Raw genomic sequence first — 22,635 nt, 5'->3', positions numbered from 1 at the left:
TAGGATGGAACCTTTTATTTTATCCTTATTTGTGGTTTAACAGGTTGTAATGTAACTTGGAGCTATTAATCAAACCATTATGGTAATCCATAAAAACTTTGCCGACTTTGTACTGTTCCTCTACATCTACATGGCTCATGCCGATGGTGAATTTCATGAGGCCGAGCGGGAAGTGATCAAAGAAAAAATGAAACGTTTGTACCCCGAAGATGTGGACTTCAATAAAAAGCTAAATGAGGAATTGAATTTATTTGATGATTTCGATAAGAACCAACTTAAAACCTTATTCAGGGATACGTTCAATCACTTCTCGTCTATAAAATTCCCACAAAAGTATAAGGTTTTCACCGATATGTACGACATTATCAATGCCGATGGAAAAGTGGACGAGTCGGAAACAAAAGCATTGAATGCTTTAAAGGAAATTATCGATATCTCTAACTAGTAACAAGCCCGAGTTCACTAAGTTGAGAATGATTCTCCACCTGTGGCGTATCGCGAGGACGTCAACATTTTTTTTTCTGACTTCCAACAAAACAACCTCATCCAATAAAAAAGTCCTGACTTCTAGTCAGGACTTTTTTATTGATAGCGAACTCAGCTCAGGAATTAATCTTTGCTTTCGCAAAACGAAAAACAATCAAACCCAGCAATAGGAACATGATGATGGAAATCAAATCGCCTCCTTCCGGAATAATACCATGCACAGCATAATGTATAACGGCAATTACAGATTGAGGTCCTTCAGCAGTATTTACATTAGTACCTAATAATACCGCCACCAAAATTCCGGTTAGTGCACCTCCGGCAATTAAGCCTGAACTAAACAACGCTCCTGAACTTACTTCTGATTCCTCCCCTTTACGCTTGGTGATTTTATCGGCAATTAATTTGATTAGTCCACCGGCAAAAATGGGTGATGTCGTTGATAACGGCAGGTAAGCCCCCACAGCAAACGCCAGTGAACTTACACCACATAGTTCCACCACAGCCGATAACCCCATGCCGGCAATAACAAGTCCCCACGGTAAATTCTGACTTAACAAGCCTTTTATTACAGTTGCCATCAGCATAGCCTGAGGAGCTGGCAATGGATTTGGATGTGCTTCCGTAACTACACCAATACCTAACGTGTCATTCAATAAAAGTAAGGTAAAACCTATGGCTACGGTTGACACCAGAACACCAATCAGTAATCCAATTTGTTGCTTCATGGGCGTAGCCCCTACTAAAAATCCGGTTTTCAAATCTTGTGAGGTTGCCCCGGCATTTGCCGCAGCAATACAAACAATTGAACCCACTACCAGCGCAATGGGCTGATAGAAATCGCCCGTCCAGCCGATGCCGATAAAAATTAATGAAGTGGCCATGAGTGTGGCTATGGTCATTCCTGAAACCGGGCTTGATGACGAACCAATCAATCCTACAATACGTGAAGCAACGGTAACAAAGAAAAACCCAAACACCACGATCATAATAGCTGAAAGAAAGTTGGTAGGAACATTCGGTAAAATGGCCATCAATAAAACCAATACGATGGAACCTATCACCACAAAAATTAAAGGAACATCTTTTTCGGTACGTACTTGTGTTTCAGCATTTGCAGTATTTCTCGACCGCAGGTCTTTAAAGGAATCTTTAAACGCAGTGATAATAGTAGGCAGTGTTTTAATCAGTGTGATGATACCGCCAAAGGTTACTGCGCCTGCGCCAATGTAACGTATGTACTTACTCCAGATTTGTGCTGGCGACATTTCAGAAATCAACATGGTTGTTTCGGGCGCCATGGGCGAAGTCAGGTTATCGCCCAGCAGGGTAATTAATGGAATCAGCACCAGCCAGGATAATACCCCGCCCGCCACCATAATGCCGGCAATGCGTGGTCCTATGATGTAACCCACGCCCATTAGTTCAGGCGTAATTTCAGCGTTCACCGTTCCATTGGGTAATGCGGATGTACGCCCGAATACATATTGCGGAACTTCCTTCCAAAGACCAAGAATGGACATCAATCCTTTGTACAAAAAGGCAATGCCCAGGCCATAGAAAACATTTTTAGCCAGTGCCCCACCCTTCTCACCGGCAATCAGCACATCCGCGCAGGCGGTTCCTTCCGGATACGGAAGATTACCATGCTCTTTTACAATAAGGGCTCTTCGCAACGGCACCATAAACAAAACACCCAGTACACCACCCACTAAGGCGAGTACAAAAATCTGGAAGTATTGAAAGTAGGCTTCTCCTCCTGCCAGGAACAGTAACGCAGGCACGGTAAACACAACACCAGCAGCAACCGACTCACCGGCTGAGCCAATAGTCTGCACCATGTTGTTTTCAAGGATGGTTGCTTTTCCTAACTTTTTGAAGATGGAGATGGCCAGCACGGCAATGGGTATTGATGCACTTACGGTAAGGCCCACTTTAAGGCCAAGGTAAACGGTTGCCGCTCCGAAAATTATTCCGAAAATAGAACCGAGTATTACCGCTTTGAGGGTGAACTCCGGAATAAAATCTCCCGGGGAAATGTAGGGTTTGAAGTTTGATTTGGTGTCTTCCATCTTATTAGTGTTAAGCTTGAGATTGGTTTCGTGATACGATCATATTATAGATCACCATTAAAAATGTAGATATGAGCCCAATGCCCGCCAGCGTGTACCACATCATGGCCGGGTTTGTCTCCAAATAAGAAATCCGTAACCAATCCGCAATAATGCCGGCCGTAAACGAACCAATGGCAACGGGCAAAAAGGCGAATCCCATAAAAGTACCCACCTGGCTTTGGGGCGCAAGTTTACTTACATATTCGTAAAATCGTGGCGCCTGTATAGCTTCACCTAAAGCGAACAGTGCTATACCAAAAATTGTCATGGGTACAGTGGCCCATGTTCCGATTACCATCCATGAAAGACTGGCAATGGTAAAACCAACCGTCATGGCGCGAATGGGTTTCCATTTTGCCACCAATGCAGTTACCGGAACAGTTAAGATTATAATGGTAAAGGCATCAACTGTTTCAAGCAGTTCAAAGCGTTCAAATTTTAATACATCGGTTACATAGAATGGAAAAGAGTAGAAAATCTGCCAGAACATCATCCAAAAACCGGAAAAGATCAAAAGAAATGTCATGAATTTAAGGTTGCCGAAAACCAAAACCATATCACTAAAAACTTTCTTGAATGTTCTTTGTTCTTCCGCCTGGCCTTGTTCCATTGGCTCATTAAAAAAAAGCAGCGTACCAATAATCAGGAAGAAAGAAGTAACGGAGGACATCATCAACACATATTCAATACCCCATTGCTCGCGTACATTTAGCGCCAATATAGGGCCGATGGCCCCACCCAGGTTTACTAGTGTATAATAAATCGAAAAACCTAATGCACGTGTATCGGAGGAAGATGTTTTAGCTACAGTACCAACAATGGCGGGCTTTATTAAAGAACCTCCAACAGCCGTTAACAACAGAACACCTAAAACATAATTCTTCTTACCAATTGCAGTAACTATTTCCTGGCCATACTCCATACCGGCCATGCCAATTAGAAAATAGCCGATGCAGAAAAAAATAAAGCATGCTGTTAGCGTTTTTTTAAATCCATACTTATCAACAAAAACACCGGCAACAATAGGAAGCGAATACAGCACCAGGTTAAAAACACCAGCTAAAAAACCAGCTTCTTCATGAAGACCAACTTTGGTTGCTAAGTAAACGGTGAGGATTGCTTTCGAACCGTAATAGGCCAGGCGTTCGAATAACTCGAGTGTATTGGCAATCCAAAAGGTTGAGGAAAATCCATTACGGATTTGCTGAAGGCGTTGGCTTAGGTTCATCGAAAAAAAGTTAATTCAATCGAATGCGGTACCCAAAGTATGCCTATTAATCCATTTTACAAAGTATTTTGGCAGAACATAAACCGCTTCTTAATAACCATCAAAACGTATACTCTATGCCTATTGAAACACGTGGCTCAAAAAATAACCCCATCAATTTATCTTGCGTGGTTCCTGTGTTTTCCGGGTCAGTCAAAGAATATGTAATTGTTTTGCCGCCCGTTCTGCCATAGGTGATGAGTGCTGAGAATTCAGCAAGGCATAGAAGCCGTTTGCCCAAAGGATAGTTGAACCCAACAAGCGGTGCAACACCAACCGTGAAGCCCGATGGAATAACGGAGTAGGTTCGATAATCGAATGGTAGTGAGCCGGTTGTTTTTTTATTGATAAATTCGGTCTCTACCTTACCGTGAAAGTATAATGGCAACTCAAAGCCGCCATAAAATGTTCCACTATTTGCCGTTGCAAAAATAAAGCTAATCCCTGGGGCAACCTGATATTTGTTTTGGATGGATTGTGCTGAGTTTACAAATCCATTTCGTATTTGATATTCCCGCAGGTTTACGTATAGCCAACTTGCCCTAAACGTGAAGTGGACTGCTTCGTTAAGGGCGTGTGTATATTTCAACCCTAATGATAATGGAAATTGCGCTACGTCATGGTCATCGAACGATTCAATATCAATTTCATACCATCCTATCTTGAAATCCCATGGGGCATTTCCAAAAAGTAGCGACAGCGATGAAGCTTTATGTTGGGCATAACAGCACGAAACGTGAAGCCATAAACCAACGAGAAACAAACAAACTCTTCTAACAACCATAGAAAATAATCGTGTACGACTTTAACGAGAAAGCAATACACCTTATTTCAATTCTTAAAAATTATGTGCCCTGCAGCACAACATCGGCCTTTAGAAAGACTACAAAAAAAAGTATCCTAAAAATATCATCCGCTTAAAAACGCTCCGGCTCCAGTCTCCATTTTTCGGGCGAACGCCACAAGTTTGAAAGCAGTAGCTCTCGCATGAAAATAAATTCCTTGGGGAGCTTGTCGTACATGCGCTCAAACAATTCGGCATGCTGCAACAACTCAGCTTTCCATTCTTCCCGATCAATAGCCATGATACTTTCAAACTGATCTTCGGTGAAATCCAGGCCTGTCCAGTCCATATCGTCATACGTAGGCATCCAGCCAATCGGGCTTTCTACCGCATTCACTTCACCCCTGCTCTTTTGGACAATCCATTTCAACACCCGCATGTTGTCGCCAAAGCCCGGCCAGATAAAATTGCCGTTGGCATCTTTGCGGAACCAGTTCACTCCATAAATGCGGGGTGGTGCCGGTAACCCACGACCAAACTGCAACCAATGATTAAAATAATCGCCCATGTGATAACCGCAGAAGGGAAGCATCGCGAACGGATCGCGCCTTACTTTGCCCACATCACCAAAGGCAGCTGCTGTTGTTTCTGAGCCCATAGTAGAGGCCAGGTAAACGCCAAAGGCCCAGTTGGCCGATTGATAAACCAACGGAATGGTGGTACTTCTTCTTCCACCAAACACAAATGCACTGATGGGTACACCTTTCGGGTTTTCCCAGTTGGCATCGATGGCAGGGTTTTGATGCGCGGCCACCGTAAAGCGGCTGTTTGGATGTGCAGCCGGTTTTCCGGAAGATGGATCCCACTTCTCGCCACGCCAATCGGTAAGGTTTTTAGGTGGTTCTTTGGTTAAACCTTCCCACCACACATCCCCATCTTCGGTTATGGCTACGTTAGTGAAAATGGTATTCTTTGAGATGGTGGCTATGGCATTCGGGTTGGTTTTTTCATTTGTGCCGGGCGCTACACCAAAATACCCCGCTTCGGGGTTGATCGCGTACAACTTGCCGTCCTTGCCGGGCTTTATCCAGGCAATGTCATCACCAACCGTTGTAACTTTCCAGCCCTCAAACTCTTTTGGGGGAATGAGCATGGCAAAATTGGTTTTACCGCATGCGCTGGGAAATGCTGCAGCCACATAATCTTTTTTACCATCAGGGCTTTGAACGCCCATCAGCAACATATGTTCGGCAAGCCAGTTTTCATCATTGCCCATTACCGAAGCAATACGAAGTGCAAAACATTTTTTACCCAACAAGGCATTTCCGCCATAGCCCGAACCATACGATACAATGGAACGCTCCTCAGGGTAATGCACAATATACTTTACCGTAGGGTTAGTTGGCCACTTGGCATCTTGTTGACCTGGCTTTAATGGGGCACCTACGGTATGCAGGCACTTCACATATTCTTCGTCTTCGCCCAACAACTCAACAACTTTTGAACTTACACGGGTCATTAAGTGCATGTTCACCACTACATATTCCGAATCGGTGATCTCCAAACCAAGTTGTGAAATATCGGAACCAATGGGCCCCATGCTGAACGGTATAATGTACATGGTGCGGCCTTGCATGCAACCCTCCAGCAAGGGTTGAAGCGTCTGTTTCATTTGTTTGGGATCAACCCAATTGTTCGTGGGCCCTGCATTTTCCTTACGCTTACTGCAGATGTAGGTCCTGTCTTCAACACGTGCCACATCGCTGGGATCGGAAAAGCAGGCAAAGCTGTTGGGTCGTTTTGACGGGTTAAGCCGTATAAAAGTACCCTTGTTTACAAGCTTCTCGCACAATTCCTGGTACTCCCCGGCAGAGCCATCACACCACCGCACCTGGTCCGGTTTTACAAGTTCGGCTATTTCCTTTACCCAATTCAGGGCTTCCTGATGCCGCACCGGATAGGTGTGGGTGGCAATCAATTCATCGATCATAAGGTTACGTTGTTGATTTAAACAGGCGCGAAAATTACGGAGAGAATGTTGGAAAATGAAATTTCGCAAACGGTTGCATACCCTAAAAAAGCCATTTCAGCACCGCTTGCCGCAAGGCCATTTACATACATTTTGCTTGGCATAAACGGCAAAAGGTCCTATACTGCACAACAAGAAAACCGAAGTTTTACCAAAACACTGATGAGATGAAGAAGCCTTTGAAATTTTTACCCGCATGGTTAGCGTTCGTGTTAATTGCCTGTAACGGTGCCGTGGCACAGGATGCCGTTACGGATGAAGAGCTGAAGAAATATGCCTTTGTTATGGATTCCATCGACAACATGAAGAAAGATCTTATGGAAACAATATCGGGGATGGTGAAGAACAACGAAGCCATTTCAGGCGCACGCTATAATGAACTTTCAAAAATCATTAACGATGAAGCTAAACTTACGGCCGCCAAAGCCACGGCAGAAGAAATAGCTGCGATAAAGGAAATTATCAAAGCCAGGGATGAGGGCACGGCCAAAATCCAGGAAACGTTTAAAACACTGGCCAGCGAATATGTTGGCGCAGCGGTTTACAACAAGGTAAAAAAAGCCATTGCCGAAAATGCCGAAATCAAATCCAGGTATGAAGCCATACTGGCCGAGTTAAAGACTGAAGATTCGGAGTAAATCCATCGTTAAACCAGCCTTCGACAGGCTCAGGCTGACAAGTGAGCCTGATTTTGAGCGGGGTTCTACCAATATAAGATTAGCCGTGTCACCAGAAATGACACGGCTTTTTCATTTGCCCGTAACTTTTTGATTTATAGCAACAACCGCATACCTTTGCCTTTTCTAAACAATGGCAGCAATGCGTTTTTTCATTGGTGGACTACTTTTTTACCTGCTTACCGATTCCTTTGCCAGCCTGGCACAAAGTTCTCTTTTCGAACCTTACGATTGCCGCGCAGAGGTTGAAATCATAAACCGCATTGAAAAAGAAAAACTTGCGCGTGAAACCGCCCTGCGCGATTCGATACAAAAAGCCGAAGCGCACCTGGCCTTTTTAAAACGCGAAGAAATCCGCCTGCTGATGGAAATGGAAGAAAAGGGCTGGCAATACTGGTCAACTGTTGGCAATTATACCTTCGGCAAAAACCGTGGCGGACTGCCCATGATCACCGACCTGAATGCCCTTCACCCCTACTTCCGCGATAAAGTTTCCAGGCTGATTTATCTGTGCAAACAAAAAGGGATTGAACTTGAAATTGTGGAAACCTTTCGCACCCATGCCAAGCAAGATGAATACAAAAGCATGGGAAAAAAATATACCCGCAGCGGTGCTGGTAAATCGAAACACCAGTATGGCCTGGCCATTGATGTGGTGCCTATTGTAAACGGTGTGGCCGAATGGCACAATAAAGCATTGTGGAAGAGGATAGGCATTATTGGTGAGCAACTTGGGTTGCGGTGGGGCGGCCGTTGGCGATACCTGTATGATCCCGGGCATTTTGAATGGACCGGTGGATTAAGCGTTTACGAACTTGCCAACGGGCGTTTTCCTTACATTCCTAGGCAAGAAACTCTTTACCCCTGCCTTACCGATGACCTTGAACTGCTAAGCCGCTACTGGGAACAATGGGAAACCGAGCAGGCCTCGTACGCGAACAACGACCAATGAGCCTTTCATTTCCCGAGCATTTCATCTTCGGCACCAGCACAGCTGCAGCACAAATTGAAACCGCCTTTGAACACGACTGGTAGTGTAAGCTCCCCCGAAAATAGGACAGTTTTGAATTAGACAAAAGGTCTAACTTTAAACTGTTAAAAATGAAAAGAACACGATTTACCGAAGCCCAGATTTTCACTATTCTCAAGGAGTTTGATGCTGGCAAAAACATCCAGGACATTGCCCGTTCGCACGGAGTGTCCAAAGCCACTATTTATAATTGGAAGGCTAAGTACGGAGGTATGGAGATGAACGAACTTAAGCGCGTTAAGGAGCTTGAGGAAGAAAATCGGAAGCTCAAGCAGATGTATGGTGACCTGGCGCTGGACAACAAGATGCTCAAAGACGTTTTGGGAAAAAAGTTCTAAGGCCCGCTGAGAAGCGAACCCGTGTAGATTATCTGAGAACGACTTTTCAAGTCAGCCTCGGTCGGGCCTGTGAAGTGATGGATCTCTCACGTTCGGTTTACTACTATCGAAGTAAGACGGACGATCATGCGGTGATTGATAAACTCCAGAACTTAGCTGAGAAACGGCCTACCGAAGGATTTTGGAAAATGTATTTCAGGATAAGGAAAGAAGGATTGTTGTGGAACCACAAACGCATCCATCGGGTGTATAAATTATTGAAGTTGAATATGAAACGAAAAGGAAAAAGGAGATTACCAGCACGCGTTCTTCAGCCCCTGGAGGCTGTTAGCCACATCAATGCAAGCTGGTCGATGGACTTTATGAGTGATTCCCTTCTATCGGGTCGCAAGTTCAGAGTACTCAACTTGCTGGACGACTTTAACCGTGAGGCCCTTGCTATTGAAGTTGATACTTCGCTACGGGCTGAGCGAGTGATACGGGTACTTGAACAAGTCATTCAATGGAGAGGAAAACCACAGCGAATCAGGGTTGATAATGGCCCCGAATTCATCTCAAGCAAACTCGGCCTATGGTGCGAAGAACGCAACATCCAGCTTCAGTTTATTCAACCGGGCAAGCCTTCACAGAATGCATACATCGAGCGTTTCAATGGAAGCTTCCGAAGAGATGTTCTCGATGCGTACTTATTTGAATCCCTTATCCAGGTAAGAATCCTAGCTGATGAGTGGATGAATGATTACAACTATGACCGTCCACATGATGCGCTCGAAGGGCGCAGTCCTGCGGACATGCTGGCCGTGGATTTATGGGAAACTCGAAACGAGTTTCCCACAAACCCACAACCGGTTACAACAATAACAATGAATAAATTTCCTAATTTAGAGTTGTCCTAAAAATGGGGAGCTTACAGTCTATAAAGTAGTCAAGAATCTCCGGATGAATCTGAGTCTCCATTCCGGGTCTGTCCCCCGTTACATAAACAAGTAATTTGGACTTTCTTAGTCCTTCAATTTTCTTGTAATTCTCAAGTCTCTCTTTATACATAACTCTATTTATTTAAAGGCAATTGTGCACAACGTTTGTGTTTGCGCAGTGGTGGGCTTTTGAAAACGTATTTGTCCCACGTGACCAAACGTTGAAACGAAGATATAAACTTATAGCTTACACCAAACCCCACCATTGCGCAAACATTTTGTTGCCGGCTGTTATTTTTTACACCAATCCTTTTTTCCTTAAGTCGTCTAAAAGAGTCCGAATGATTCCTTTTAACCGATGCGGCATTGAACTATGTGTCCCTCTTATTCTTCTTAATTCATTGTCCCCGTACTGGAATGTGATTGCTAAACTCCAATCGTCATCGGAACCATAATAGTCAGTCGTGTCGATGTTGTTAATATTTGACCATTTAAACAAACTGTCAATTTGATGTTTTGCTTGAACGTCAATTGAGTAAATCTTTGTCCCCTGGAACTTACTGTTTTCAAGTCCTTTAAATTCTGTATTCCCTTTGTCGTCTATTGTTAGGTAAAACTCTGGGCATTCACCAAAACATTGTCCGCCTTGAAGAGTAATTTTTTGAAACCTTAGGTTATTGTCAAACTCTAAGATTCTATTGTAGTATTTTAATGTGTCGGTGTAACCATAAAGAATTAATGAGTCCTTTGTTAATTTGATTATTTCAAAGTCTGTTGAGTCCTCGTCAAATACCTGAATTTTATTTCCATTAACTGAATACCGTCCTTCATGAGTCAACCAAAGGTCTGAAATTGTTATAAGTGTGTCGTTTCGAAATCTTAGTCCAATGTATCTTGGGTCGAATTGAAACTTTGAAGTGTCCCTAACGAAAATCCAGTCCGACTCAAACCATGTTATCTTCTCAGTCTTTGTCGGTGTGCACGAAACTATTATTAGAAGTCCAAAAATTAGTTGGGTACACTTTCTCATAAAAATAATTGCCGGCAACGTTTTGGGTTTGTTTAGTGGCGGATAAATCCAACGAATTTGTCCGCCTTATACGAATATAAATAAACTTGCTGACACTACGGGCGACTGTGTCGCCCGCCATTAAACAAACACGGTGTTGCCAGCTGGCCCGCCTACTGTTTTATTTCAGTTGGTCCTGATTTTAATTCCTTTTCCAACAACTCCTTAATCTTTGGAACTAAATTCTTTAGTGTCAAATAACTATTGTCGGAGGCATTTAGAACGATAACCGCAATCGTATACTTTTTGAAATTCTGTTGGTATTGAAGATTCTTGTCAAACGTCAATAGAGCTTCAAACTTATTTTCAATTAAAAGCTCCAATAATTTTCCATTTGTAATTCCAGTCCAACCCTTGTCTGCTGCTGTGTAAATTTCGTGTTCATTTAAATCGTTCTTCAGTCTTTTAGGTAAGTTCTCGTCAAGCAGCAGTCTCATAAATCTGTTCAATATTCTTAGAAGTCAAAATTTTACTTGCTATCTCGATTACTGCTATAGCTTGTTCCTTTGTCACAGTAGGAAAATCACTTAAAAATTCGTCTAACGAAATTCCTTTTTCCAAATGGTCAAACAATGTCTGAATAGGTACTCTAGTCCCTTTAAAAACCGGGTTTCCTGAAAGGATTTCCTTGTCAATGTTTATATAGTCCTTTACTTTATACATATTCCAAATTTACAAATTATTTGTCACTTTTTTGTCGTGGCGGGCTTGCTGGCAACGTTTTGTGTTTATTTAGTTGCGGGAGTAGGAGGGCTTAAAAATGGAGCGTAGCGGAATGTTAAGCCCGACTTGCTCCGCAACTGTCCGCCTACAGCGAACTAAATTATGAAACGAATTTGAATTAGGACACAAAACCCCGCAATTAAATAAACACGGTGTTAACGGCATGCGGCCTAGTCCTCATTTAATATCTCTAAAGCTTTGTCAAATAATGGGTCTTTTCCGTTTAATAAATCTTGATAACTCTTCTCTATATAGATGTCAGGAATAAACTTGTTAGCTTTCAATTTGTCTGGTCTAACAAGATATTGGCTTGAAATTGAGGCTCCAATTTTTGTATTTGGAAGTTTAAATGGTGTCCAAGTGGTTGGTCCTGTCGGATTGTTTGACACATCTGTTCCAATTACTTTAGCTACTTTATTATCTTGGATTAAGGTTGTAAATAATGCACCTGCGCTGTGCGTTGTGAAGTCAGCTAAGACTACAATCTTTCCTTTAAAAACAGGTCTTTCTTTAGGTATGAAGTATGGAGACTTTGGGTCTGTTATTTTATCAAATAATTTTTCGTTACTGTTATTGTATCCAGCGTAAAATAATGAGTCTTTTGGCGGCTGAGTTCCTTGTTTTTTAGTGAATAACTCAATTTTTTCTTTATAGTCATTCTTAAAATAATGCTTATAAAAGTCAGTATTAGGAACATACAGTTCGAAGTCTTTCAAATTTTCTTTGTCCGTTAAATGGTAAAGTAATTGAAGACATATTAATTCGCTTCCACCGCTATTATTTCTCAAATCAAGAATCAGTTTATTTACACCTTTTTCATTTGACTCTTTTACCATTTGAGAGACGTACTGACTAAATATTGGTCTTTCTGGGTCAAAATACTTTTTTATTCTTTTTGATGGCTTCTTTTTACTTGTTTGAATGTTTACATAAAGCCTTGCTATTGGTCTTAACCAAGGTCTAACATAAGATTTCATTCCCTCTTTAATTTCAATTTTGTCATAACATTGATGAAATTGGAAATAGGTGACGCCAATTGAATCTATAATTTGATAATCATAAATTCTGTCTTTCGGTGTGGTTATTGGATGCTTTTTAAAGTCTTTATCGGATAGTTGAAAATTAATTTGTCCAGAGGTAATTTTTGGGACATTGAGAATTTCACCATTGTCAAGTGCCAATTTTAAAGAGTCTATTTTTTGACCTTTTAAAAACTCATGAGATGCAGGACGATTCCACCAAAATGAAACAGATTTCCGTTTTGAAATGTCGTTCTCTGCCGAAACAAAATTGAATAGTTGCTTTTCATAATCATTAATGGGTACATTATTGATTAATAAAACCTTTTGTCCAAGGAAACCAGCGTTCAGTTGGGTAGAGAGGTTTGAAACGTACCAATTTGATTCTTGACTGTATAGAAAAAAAGGATAAATACCTGTAATCGTTACTCCTTTTAAACCTGTCCAAGTATGCTGGTTTTCAAAGTGTGAAAGGTATTTTTTCAGATATAATTGAAATTCTAAATCAGTCAAATTCGAACGACTAAATTCTTTAAGTATCATTTCCTCAAGCCGAACTCTTTCATTTCTTGGGAAATATTTATCCGCTAGAGGAAAATATTTCTCACAAATAGTTTTTAGATACAGAAAATCCTGCTGAAACCTGTTTAGTGATTTATACTCCTTAGTCTTAGTAACTGGGTCTTTAAAATTTTTGGTTGCTGTATTTTGAAGAATTAGTCCACATGATGTGCAAAGGAAGATTAGTCCAAAAGTTAAAAGTCTCATGATTGTCATTAGAAGTTCTCATTTTTCCGGCCGCTTGCCGTTAACGTGAGTGCATGTTGCGTTGCGGGGTTAGGAGCGCTTGTTAAATGGCCATCGGCCATGACAAGCGCGACCAGCTGCAAAACTGTCCCACGGGACCGAACTAAATTAAGAAACAAAAACTATAACGCAACACTGAACCCCGCAATGAAATATGCACAGTGTTATGCACCTGTGCCGCAATTGTCCGCACTAAGCAGCACGGATGACAAAGCTTTGGATGTGGGCTGAAATCGCGTGGCTTTGGCATTGGTGCTGCTATTCGGAAAATCAATCTTTGTTAAATCCCATGTTATTAAATTTTAGAAATCTGTCAGGGAACACAAATTTTGTAGCTTGTACCTTGTACCGTATCTTTTCTTAATGCTGAATTATGAATTTATGTCTTGCGGTACCCTTTACATTTGAAATAGTTAAAAAGTAAATCCCATTAGATAGTTCTGTTATTGGAATGGTAATTTTTCCAGTCCCTGTAGTCGACAATATTTTTTGCCCAGCGATACTTAAAATGGTCAAAGTACTTGTGCCTTCCAATTCGATATTAAGGGTCTCTGATGCCGGATTTGGATAAGGAACACTACTATTAATTTGTGTTTCTTCAATATTAATTTCCCCTGAATCAGTCTGTTGCGAATCACCCCTTACTCTAAGTGGGGTACCTCCGCCACTTGAACTAATATTAATGCCAAGACTATTTGTCCAACTGGATCCACAAGTATTATTGACTTGACAATACATTGTATAACTACCATTTGTTGAACTTGTCATTATATACGGAGTGGATGTGGTACTTCCACTATAGAATGAAAAACCTGATGGCAAGACCCATGTCCAAGATGTCGGGAACCCACCAACTGGGTCGCAACGAAATTGATAAATTGAGGCGGGACCTAGGCTTACAGGATTAACACCGCGTAAACCTGAAGGATAAATTAATGTTGTAATTGAAGCTCCAGGATTGCCAACCCAGATTGATAAAGTATATAATGCCGGGTTGCATCCACCCGGCATTTGAACGGATGCAGTAATTACTATGGAGCCACTGTTACTATTTTGTCTATTAGCCACTCCGGTATTAGGATCAATTGTAAGTATGTTTGGATTGCTGGAAGTCCAGTTAATTGTTGATCCAGCCGGCTGGTTCTGTAATGAGAACGTACCATTTGTACATATTAAAGTTGGTCCAGTTACAAAAGGAATCCGCCTTGAGTCAGTCGTCATGGCGCCTGAGTTAGAGGGATCAAGCCAGTTACTCAGTCTTGTTGCATTTGTGCCATCTCCATCCCATGATACATTAAACCGACCTCCGAACTTATTTGTGTTGAGACATTGGTCAGCATTATTTTGATTAATGCCGTGATGTTGAGCGATAATTCTATGGTTTTGATCATAGTATGGTCCGCCTGAACTTCCACCATTTGTTGCTCCTTGATCTAAAACCAACTGCCATGATTGTGAACCAAGAAAAGTAGCAAATACTGGAGGTTGCTCGTCCCTAGAAATTTTCATAACGTCCCCTGCGGGATGGTGGATAATTGTTGTATTTTGTATTCCTACGGTATTTCGGGACCATCCGGAATAAGTAATACCCGAATTCCCAGACGGCACTTGATTTAATTGAACCAAACAGAAATCACTTCCTGCGCTTCTTGCTCTAAGAGCTGATCCATTAAAGGTTATTCCATTAGCATTCTGCGAAGGATTACATGCTGGACTCCATGCCTGAAAGGTGAATTTCCACTGTCCAACATTGGTGTTCGCCTCAAAACAATGATTGGCAGTTAAGAGATATGGTATATTTAAATTACACGTGTTGTTAATCAACGCCCCGCTACATAAAGCAGAACTGTTTCCATTCAAAATCAAGGCAACAGAATTTCTTTCAAGATCCCAGCCATTGCCTAAAGGGCAAAGTACATTTATGTTGCATGCTGAAGACTCACCAAAGCCTCCAACCTCGGTTCTGTAAATATCTTTGTATCCGTAAGCAATACTTGAGATATGAAGCCTGAGCAACGATTTGTTCTCAAGTAGAACTCTAAGGTCAATAGTTAGCCTGCTACCCTTATAGACCCAAGTTCCCCAAAATAACTCTGCATTGTTTTCATTTTCCGTGATTGGACCAGTAATCATTTCACCATTATCACTATACGCAAATAATTCCGTTCCTGGCGGAAGATAAAACTGATCAAAATTTGCACTAATTGATTTTGCACCCGAGGCCAAAATTGTAAACTTTGCAAAAGCTGAGTCCCCTTCAACTAGCCATTCAGCTTCTCTTACCACATCGATGTCGACATTTACAGGTTCGGCTATTCTGAAAGGTTTTGCCTCGCCTGATGCATTCTCCTGAGTTTCTCTTTCCAGTAGAGATTTGATATCCCTTGCCGGAATTATGTATGGACTTTTACCACGGAAACTCTTTGAATATTTTCCTCTAGATCCTATTTGCTCCGGATTATTAAAATTCGTTTTTACTTGTGCATCTACAAAGGAGGCACACAATAGCAGGAGTGACAGTAAAAGTATAATTTTTTTCATAGGGCAATATTTTATGGTTGAGAGTTCTTACTAATGCGATATGATACACTTAAATAAGTGCCAAGACCAAATTTTGGGTGATAATATGTGGTTGGGTCGTCCCTAAAAATTTTGTCGTTGCGCCACCGAGTGTATAATGGAGCCACGACATGGAGCCCTAACCAGAATCTTTCTCCCAAATATTTATTTAAACCAACATTTAAGGATACTATTTTTCCAAAGTTTATTTTCTCATGATTTACTTGTGTCTCAGCGGTAAACGTGGGAACATAATCTTGTCGAAACGAATAAAGGGCGTTGTATGTTAAAGTTCCCATCAGAAAATAGTCTTTTTTGAGCTGATAATTGTAAGACAAACCAATTAATCCTTGCCAGCAATGATAAGAGTAATGATCGGTGCGAAATATTGGTTGAACAGGTGAATTGTAATCAAAAGGTCGGGTTACATTAAATCTCTGTTTGAAGTATCCGGCACCAATGTTCATGAAAAAGTGCTTGTCCTTAGTTAAAAGCTTTGGTTGGAACGAATAATACAAATTGATTCCGTATCCGACTGCAGAACCGCTATGATATTCTTTGTAATTGGGTGCCGTTGGTGGTGTCCAATTGTCCTTTACCTTAACCTCGCTCCAAATGACCGGAACGGATACCGACAAGTTACTTTGTCCACTGGAATTAAATATTGTGAGTGTGCAAACAACAAGAATTGTAATGGATAATACAGTGCTTTTCATTGCTAAATATTATTGTAATAATAAATATGGACTGCGTTACCGGGCATTCGGTTGTAAGTCAAATCTAATAAATTTTTAAATATCGTTTGGCTCTTTTGCTTGCTTTGGTGTCGCGCGGGAAAGTGCGGCAAGCAAAAGTGCCAATGTTCGAAGCACCGAATCTGTCCGCGGCATTGTGCATAACGTGTTGGGTTTGTTTAGTGGCGGATAAATCCAACGGATTTGTCCGCCTACACGAATATAAATAAACTTGCTGACACTACGGGCGACTGTGTCGCCCGCCATTAAACAAACCCGGTGTTGGCGGTTTGTGCCGTTTTAGTAGGCTTGTATTAAAACGTCTGTCGGAATATTTAATTTTTCATGAAGCTGTCTAATCATGTCCAACGATAGTTTTCTTTTTTTGTTTAGTATTTCACTTGCTCTACTCTTAAGTCCAACGACTTTCGCTAAATCTGTCTGAGTATAACCAAGTTGTTCCATTCTGAATTTTATCGCTTCAATTGGGTCTGGTAGGTCAATTGGGAAATGTTCATTTTCGTATTGGTCAATTAAAATACCCAATATCTCAAGTTCGTCTCCTTCCTTTGTTCCTTTTTTTGCGTCAAAGATTAGCTCAAGTCTGTCCAATGCTTGTTGGTAGTCCTTTTTAGTTTTTATTGGTTTTAAGTTCATAGTCGTCAAATTTTATTCGCATCAATTCTGTCATATTCTTTATGAGTCCCGACAAATCGAATCCACATCATTTGATAATGGAAATTAATCTTAACAATTAGTCGGTAGTTGTTCCCCTTTATGTTGAAAACTACTCTATTGTCCCCAAGAATACTTGCTGTTGGATACTCCTTTTTGATTTCATTGGTATTTTTCCACTCACTCTTTTCAGCTTCTCGATACCAAGATTTAAGTTGTTGTTCACAGTCCGAATGTTTAGTCCAAAACTCTCGGAGTACCTTTTTAGCAATTACTCTCAAGTATTAATCTTTTGTCAAAGGTACGCAAAAGTTCCCGTATTGGGAAATGTTATTTTACGTATTTTTCTTGATTTTTGGACGTTCTGGAGGCATAACCGCCAACGTTTTGGGTTTGTTTAGTGGCGGATAAATCCAACGGATTTGTCCGCCTACACGAATATAAATAAACTTGCTGACACTACGGGCGACACGGTCGCCCGCCATTAAACAAACCTGGTGTTGGCAGCTGGGCATATTAAACCATCCATCCTCCACTGCACCATTTAATTACTTGACCATATTTATCCATTTCAATATGGTATGTTTTACCATGCCATCGATGTACTTCAATGATTGTCACAATAATTTGATTTTCATCGTTGCTGAAAGGAGCTATTAAAAAAACTCTAGGATAACTTCCTTTCCCATTTTTTTTGTGTTTAAATCTCTTGTCACCTGTGGCGTCAATAACTTTTATTTTAGAATTCTTTGAACTCATTGAAATGTATTCACTCCATTTTTCAATATTTATATTCTCTAGACATCTCGGGAAACTGAATAGTTGTTCTACTGTCTCAATTTTTGAATAAAATGTAGCACGTTTTTTTAAGGGGTGTTCTGTCAATATATTATTTCTGTAATAGTCAAATGCTTTTTGCTCATAGGATATAATCTGTTGTCCAAAAGTGTTAATCGAAACTGTAAACAGAAACACTATTGTTAGAAATTTCATATGCCTTGCTGCCAACGTTTGAGTTTATGCAGTGCGGGGGAATAGGAGCGCTAAAAAATGGAGCGTAGCGGAATGTTTAGCGCGACCTGCTCCGCTCTGTCCCACGTTACTGAACGAAATTAAGAAATTACTTTTAATAGCTACACTGAACCCCCGCATTGCATAAACTTTTTGTTACCGCCTGTGCCCCTTCTCTTTGTCGTTTGAGTCTGATTTGTCCAACAATAGGGTCTTGTTTTTTATTCATTTCTTTAATTTTTAGTCACTGTACACGAGCGTGGCGGCAACTTTGGAGAAATTTGTCGGGTTACACGAATTTGTACCTAAATTTTATTTGAAACACAAAGAAGCACTCTTGCCTTAGCTTTGATTGTGGATGGGCATGTGCGGCTAAGGCATGTGTGCTTCATTAATTTGCAAATACACGCTTTGTTGAGCAAATTTAAGAACTAGTGTCTTTAGTCTATGCGTTGGTTTCTCTTAAATTTTATTCTAATAGTCCTTACATGGTCAAATGTATATGGGAGTGATTCACTCAAATTAGCGCTTGAATATCATCAAGTTGGTGAGTTTAAAAAGGCAGTGCCCATACTTATTAAATTGTCTGAAACGTACCGAAGACAAAATGATATTTCTAATTACGCCCTTTGTCAGATTAAGCTGGCGGATATTGTAAGAATGTATGGAGGGCCAAATCTCGCTATTGAAATGCTTAATAAAAATCAGGACTTAATACGTGTACGTCTTGAAAATTTATCAGTGTTATTAGCACAAAATCATTTAGCAAAAGCGGAAGCGCATTATAGTTCTCTTCGGTTAACTGAGTTTAAACAAGAGATTTTAAAATCCTTGAAGGTGAAAACACAAGCCAAACTACCGGAAAGGTATTTAGCGGAAGACTATTTGCACTTAGCTCGATACTATAAGGAAATGCCAAACCAAAATGATAGTTGTTATTTTTACGTGAATAAAGCTTTACGACTAGCTAAAGTTGATGCAGTCAGTAACCTTTCCATGCTGGCAAGAATTTATAATCTATTTGGATACTATTATCATCCTGCTTCGATTGCTTACTTCATCAATAAGCGCGATTCATTCTATACTAATTTGAGAATGTCAAGGCTTTACTATGATTCTGCACTTTTAATGATTAAGAAGCAGAAGTTAAAAGATTTAGTGTCGCTTAATCGCATCTATCACAATCTTGGAAATTCTTATAATAATGAATATAGCGATAATTTGAGCAAAGTGACAATGGATAAGGCTATGCATTATTATGGTGTTAGTTATGAAGCTTTTAAAAAATATGGTTCACCCGCTGATTTAGCTTTGCGTAATTGGGTTATCGCAAGAGGTTATGAAAGGTTAAACGAAAACGATTCAGCTATTTTAAAAATTAATACTGGACTAAATATTTTAATGCCTGAATATAGTACTAATAGTTATTCAAAAGTTCCACCTTTAAAACCCACATTGAATGACCAGCGTTTCATAACATTACTTTCTCAGAAGACAGCACTTTTACAACGAATGTCAATCAATGCTGCTGATACTGCCTTACTGAAGGATGCTTACCATAATTGGGTTTATCTGATGAAGTTCTATCAATATGTTATTTCAAAATCAAGCAATGAGATAGAAGCGCTGCACTGGAGTTATTTATATGGTTCAAATGCTTATCAAAATTTGATGGCAATGATTTACGAGTTAGCTGATAGAACCGGAAGTAATAATTACATGATTGAGTCATTCGGGTTATTAACATCTGGCAAGTATGCTTATTTAAACCGGAACGACATAAATACCCAAATAAACCAACAAATTAATACTGACTTACTTTATAAGGAATATGATATTGTATTAAATAATCTAAAAGGAACAACGAATATTGAAGAATCCCAAATTCGAACTATACTACCACAATTGCCAGAAAGGCAGACTGTATATAAAAAGTCAATTGAAGTAGACAAAACACTTACAGATTTAGTTACCATTGATTTTATTCAACAGCAAATTCTTGATGCTAAATCAGCTTATATAGATTATTATGTTGCTAATCAGAGTATTTATGCTGTAATTATTCTAAAGGATAACGTTAAACTTCTAAAACATAATCACCAGCCGACTACACAGGCAGTTATTAGACGATTAAATAGGAACGTCCTTTCAATGAGTCCGCAGCAACATGCAAAAACAACTTATACTTTATATAAAGAATTGCTAGAGCCTCTTCTGAAAGAACTTCCTAATTCAGTCAACAGACTAATCATCTGTCCGGATGGTTATTTGCAGAATGTCGCTTGGGATGCTCTGGTTGTAGATACTTTAAACACTGAATCTTTTAAAAGACTCAGCTATTTGTTAAAGCGTTATACTATTTCAACCGTATTAAGTCCGGTGCATTTAAAGAAGAAAAATAATGAAACAAGTGTGTCTTTTGTTGGCATTTCACCAGATTTTAAAAATTCTAAACGCCTGGCGGAGATTCCGTTTTCACGAGAATTAGTTAGGAAAAGGTCGGAGAAATATTCCGGAAACTTTCAGGAATCATTTTCAAGCAATAATCAAAGTACATCCATTTTGCATATTGCTACTCATGTAAAAACCGATACGCTTCACCCATTTAATTCAGCCATGTATCTGGCTGATGATAGTATTACAATGGAAACGTTAGTACATGTGCCGCTAAAACCAAGACTAGCAGTGTTAAATGGATGTTCATCGGGTGTTGGAGCATCGCTCTATACAGAGGGAACTATAAGTTTCGCAAGAGCATTTTATCGCTTAGGTGCAGAGAGTGTATTGATGACGTTATGGGATGTGGACGATAAAAGCACTGCCAGCATTTTGGAAGAATTCTATAGCCAGTTAGATAAAGGAAATGACCTTTCATTTTCATTGCAAGAGGCGAAAATTGTGTTTCTTTCTAATCAAAAATCGGATGAACTCGCTAATCCTTATTACTGGGCGGGACTTCAATTAAGCGGAAAGACTTTGCCTTTATTTAAGCCATCGTACTGGCGCTGGTATTTAGTATTTTCGCTCCTCGCACTAAGTCTGGGTTTTTATTTTTATCGAACTAATGGCAAGGTTAAGGGATAGCATTTAACGCTTTTTTGGCTTCTTCCTTTAAAGTTGAATCTTTCGTTGTTGCAATCACTTCTTCCAATAGCACCTTCGCATCTATAGACCTATTGTTAGTCCAGTGTGTTATGGCCAAGCGGTAAAGTGCTTTTTCATAAAATTCACTTTCTGGCTTAATCCGTTCGAATTTGTCTGAGGCCATATCTGTGTTCTTTAGTCTGAAATCGCATAATCCTGAATAGTACAATAAAGTGTCATTGGTGCTTTTTTGAGAAAGTAAATTTTCAAAAACTATTCCGGCAGCTTGAAAATCACCCATTTTAAATTTACTCATGGCATTATTGAGTTGAACTTGGTTTGAGTGGTTCATGGTGATAGGTAAACCTGGCTCATAAAAATCAAAATCACTGGGCTTTGGTTTCAAAAATATGTTGTAAGTGAGTAGGCTAGTAAGAAGAAGAAATGCAACCGAGGCTGCAATTCTCCAATTAATTGAAAATTTCTGTTTAGTACCCAACTTAGTGTCATATTGAATCAATTTCTCCTTTAGTTCCCTTGTATAGCCCTCATGAATACTATCAATAATAAGTTTGCGAATGGCAACCTGTCTTTTTAACGTTATGTCGTTTGTCATACGTACTTCAAAGTCTGCCGTTTGTTCGGTAGTCAATCTTTCTTTTAAATAATCATCTATTAAATCACTTTCATTCATCTGCTTTAATTTAAAATGTCCTTTAGCCTGCTCATATTAATCCGGTCTTCCAGTGACTTTAGGCATTCATATTTCTTCTTTTTTGCAACATCGGCATTCTTATAACCAAGCCGCATGGCAACTGACTCCATATCAAATCCCTTTTCGTAGTACAATTCCAGAACGTCTTTACAAGGCGAACCCAAAGCACGGTAAATTCTGCTTACCAGACTCACTAAATGTTCACGGTCATAATAGTCAAGATTTCCCGTTTCTTGAGTTTCAGTAAAATGCTCATAGGCTTTACTTTCAATTCCTTTCCGCTTTAATAGGTTCAGGATAATATTTTTACCAATACCGAATAAATATGTTTTAATGGATGACTCCAGCGAATCAGCCTTTCCGCCTTTTACATTTTTATATAACCCTACAATAGCTTCCTGAAATACATCTTTTGCTTCCTCAATGGAAATCTGATGATTTCTTATTGCCCAACTTACAAACTCATCCCGATAGCTTTCGTAAAGCTGAAACAGTATTTTTTCACTGCCCGCTTTAATGGCTTCAAGAATGGCTGAGGTCTCTAGGTTCAAGAAATAGTTCTTAGAATTCAAATGGTTAGTAAGTCTAGCAGTTAAA

Annotated in this window: 20 protein-coding genes and 1 pseudogene; 6 read left to right on the top strand and 15 right to left on the bottom strand. The window is 40.1% G+C overall.

Annotated elements, in window-relative coordinates; all coding sequences use genetic code 11:
* The first annotated feature begins 79 nt into the window (after positions 1 to 79).
* The gene (locus KIT51_10195) at positions 80 to 445 is read left to right on the top strand and encodes a TerB family tellurite resistance protein (GenBank protein ID UYN85267.1); all 366 of its coding nucleotides are present in this window, start codon (positions 80 to 82) and stop codon (positions 443 to 445) included.
* Positions 446 to 602: 157 nt separating this feature from the next.
* Here KIT51_10195 and KIT51_10190 read toward each other — a convergent pair whose 3' ends face one another.
* From KIT51_10190 to KIT51_10175, 4 genes are all read right to left on the bottom strand, one after another.
* Entirely contained in the window at positions 603 to 2,558 is a 1,956-nt protein-coding gene (locus tag KIT51_10190; GenBank protein ID UYN85266.1) for an oligopeptide transporter, OPT family, read from the bottom strand.
* Between the two features lie 10 nt (positions 2,559 to 2,568).
* Entirely contained in the window at positions 2,569 to 3,828 is a 1,260-nt protein-coding gene (locus tag KIT51_10185; protein ID UYN85265.1) for an MFS transporter, read from the bottom strand.
* 100 nt (positions 3,829 to 3,928) lie between these two features.
* Positions 3,929 to 4,651, bottom strand: a complete 723-nt coding sequence (locus KIT51_10180) for a hypothetical protein (protein UYN85264.1) — start codon at positions 4,649 to 4,651, stop codon at positions 3,929 to 3,931.
* Between the two features lie 133 nt (positions 4,652 to 4,784).
* Positions 4,785 to 6,641, bottom strand: a complete 1,857-nt coding sequence (locus tag KIT51_10175) for a phosphoenolpyruvate carboxykinase (GTP) (protein UYN85263.1) — start codon at positions 6,639 to 6,641, stop codon at positions 4,785 to 4,787.
* Positions 6,642 to 6,847: 206 nt separating this feature from the next.
* On the opposite strand from KIT51_10175, the gene KIT51_10170 reads away from it, so the two are divergent.
* The 4 genes and pseudogenes from KIT51_10170 to KIT51_10155 all read left to right on the top strand — a co-directional run bounded on the left by KIT51_10170 (position 6,848) and on the right by KIT51_10155 (position 9,522).
* The gene (locus KIT51_10170; protein ID UYN85262.1) at positions 6,848 to 7,318 is read left to right on the top strand and encodes a hypothetical protein; all 471 of its coding nucleotides are present in this window, start codon (positions 6,848 to 6,850) and stop codon (positions 7,316 to 7,318) included.
* Between the two features lie 181 nt (positions 7,319 to 7,499).
* The gene (locus KIT51_10165; GenBank protein ID UYN85261.1) at positions 7,500 to 8,309 is read left to right on the top strand and encodes a M15 family metallopeptidase; all 810 of its coding nucleotides are present in this window, start codon (positions 7,500 to 7,502) and stop codon (positions 8,307 to 8,309) included.
* Positions 8,267 to 8,392, top strand: a complete 126-nt coding sequence (locus KIT51_10160) for a family 1 glycosylhydrolase (GenBank protein UYN85260.1) — start codon at positions 8,267 to 8,269, stop codon at positions 8,390 to 8,392. The genes KIT51_10165 and KIT51_10160 overlap by 43 nt, the downstream gene beginning before the upstream one ends.
* Before the next feature lie 66 nt (positions 8,393 to 8,458).
* Positions 8,459 to 9,522, top strand: a pseudogene (locus tag KIT51_10155) (IS3 family transposase).
* Between the two features lie 418 nt (positions 9,523 to 9,940).
* Here KIT51_10155 and KIT51_10150 read toward each other — a convergent pair.
* The 9 genes from KIT51_10150 to KIT51_10110 form a co-directional block, all read right to left on the bottom strand.
* Complete coding sequence (locus KIT51_10150; GenBank protein UYN85259.1) at positions 9,941 to 10,690, bottom strand: hypothetical protein; 750 nt, start codon at positions 10,688 to 10,690, stop codon at positions 9,941 to 9,943.
* Positions 10,691 to 10,824: 134 nt separating this feature from the next.
* Entirely contained in the window at positions 10,825 to 11,148 is a 324-nt protein-coding gene (locus KIT51_10145) for a DUF5615 family PIN-like protein (protein UYN85258.1), read from the bottom strand.
* Positions 11,132 to 11,374, bottom strand: coding sequence for a DUF433 domain-containing protein (locus KIT51_10140; protein ID UYN85257.1), 243 nt, complete (start codon positions 11,372 to 11,374; stop codon positions 11,132 to 11,134). Before KIT51_10140 ends, KIT51_10145 begins: the two co-directional genes overlap by 17 nt.
* Positions 11,375 to 11,604: 230 nt before the next feature.
* Positions 11,605 to 13,221 (bottom strand): hypothetical protein, encoded by a 1,617-nt coding sequence (locus KIT51_10135; GenBank protein UYN85256.1) that lies wholly within the window; start codon positions 13,219 to 13,221, stop codon positions 11,605 to 11,607.
* A 399-nt stretch (positions 13,222 to 13,620) separates the two neighbouring features.
* Entirely contained in the window at positions 13,621 to 15,801 is a 2,181-nt protein-coding gene (locus KIT51_10130) for a T9SS type A sorting domain-containing protein (protein ID UYN85255.1), read from the bottom strand.
* 11 nt (positions 15,802 to 15,812) lie between these two features.
* Positions 15,813 to 16,535, bottom strand: coding sequence for a hypothetical protein (locus tag KIT51_10125; GenBank protein ID UYN85254.1), 723 nt, complete (start codon positions 16,533 to 16,535; stop codon positions 15,813 to 15,815).
* 318 nt (positions 16,536 to 16,853) lie between these two features.
* Complete coding sequence (locus KIT51_10120) at positions 16,854 to 17,210, bottom strand: helix-turn-helix domain-containing protein (protein UYN85253.1); 357 nt, start codon at positions 17,208 to 17,210, stop codon at positions 16,854 to 16,856.
* Positions 17,211 to 17,215: 5 nt separating this feature from the next.
* Positions 17,216 to 17,509 (bottom strand): type II toxin-antitoxin system HigB family toxin, encoded by a 294-nt coding sequence (locus tag KIT51_10115; protein ID UYN85252.1) that lies wholly within the window; start codon positions 17,507 to 17,509, stop codon positions 17,216 to 17,218.
* Positions 17,510 to 17,744: 235 nt separating this feature from the next.
* The gene (locus KIT51_10110) at positions 17,745 to 18,236 is read right to left on the bottom strand and encodes a hypothetical protein (protein UYN85251.1); all 492 of its coding nucleotides are present in this window, start codon (positions 18,234 to 18,236) and stop codon (positions 17,745 to 17,747) included.
* Between the two features lie 450 nt (positions 18,237 to 18,686).
* On the opposite strand from KIT51_10110, the gene KIT51_10105 reads away from it, so the two are divergent.
* The gene (locus tag KIT51_10105; protein ID UYN85250.1) at positions 18,687 to 21,323 is read left to right on the top strand and encodes a CHAT domain-containing protein; all 2,637 of its coding nucleotides are present in this window, start codon (positions 18,687 to 18,689) and stop codon (positions 21,321 to 21,323) included.
* On the opposite strand, the gene KIT51_10100 is transcribed toward KIT51_10105, so the two are convergent.
* Positions 21,313 to 22,017, bottom strand: a complete 705-nt coding sequence (locus tag KIT51_10100; GenBank protein UYN85249.1) for a hypothetical protein — start codon at positions 22,015 to 22,017, stop codon at positions 21,313 to 21,315. The two genes, KIT51_10105 and KIT51_10100, sit on opposite strands and share 11 nt — an antisense overlap.
* Before the next feature lie 5 nt (positions 22,018 to 22,022).
* Positions 22,023 to 22,589, bottom strand: a complete 567-nt coding sequence (locus KIT51_10095) for a sigma-70 family RNA polymerase sigma factor (protein ID UYN85248.1) — start codon at positions 22,587 to 22,589, stop codon at positions 22,023 to 22,025.
* Positions 22,590 to 22,635: the final 46 nt, after the last annotated feature.

This window comes from Cyclobacteriaceae bacterium (assembly GCA_025808415.1).
Lineage (GTDB): Bacteria > Bacteroidota > Bacteroidia > Cytophagales > Cyclobacteriaceae > UBA2336.
The sequence above is the reverse complement of the archived record's forward strand: the minus strand, read 5'-3'. Positions and strand labels throughout refer to the sequence as shown.